At 74.1% G+C, this 405-nt stretch carries 1 protein-coding gene; it reads left to right on the top strand.

The genetic code is table 11. From position 1 onward, the window contains the following. The coding region (locus IF43_RS0135705; protein WP_158939702.1) for an NTP transferase domain-containing protein at positions 1 to 342 on the top strand (342 nt) is incomplete at its 5' end. Positions 343 to 405 lie beyond the last annotated feature (63 nt).

Here is a 405-nt window from a genome sequence, read left to right as displayed (position 1 = left end):
ACCCCCACCACCCCCTCCACCCCGTCCCCGGCCCCGGCCCCCCAAGCCGCGCTCGTCTCCCTCGTCGACCAACCCGGCATCGGCCCCGAGGCCCTCAAGCGCGTCCTGGCCGCCTACCGCTCGCCGGCGTCGCTCGCCGCGGCGGCGTACGACGGCGAACGCGGACACCCGGTGCTCTTCGGCTCCGACCGTTGGGCGGACATCGCCGCCACCGCTACGGGGGACCGCGGTGCGCGTGTTCACCTGACAAAGCACGCGGCGGAGCTCACTCTGGTCGAGTGCGGCGACATCGCGGAGCCCTACGACATCGACACGCCCGAAGACCTCGCGCGCCTGGAATGAGGAAGGCCGCCCGCAACAAGACCGGCGAACCCGCCAAGCCGTCCCCCAGCCCCACCGCACCCC

It is taken from the genome of Streptomyces sp. NRRL S-87 (assembly GCF_000719335.1).
Lineage (GTDB): Bacteria > Actinomycetota > Actinomycetes > Streptomycetales > Streptomycetaceae > Streptomyces.
Note: the sequence above shows the minus strand (reverse complement) of the source record. Positions and strands in the feature narration are given on the sequence as shown.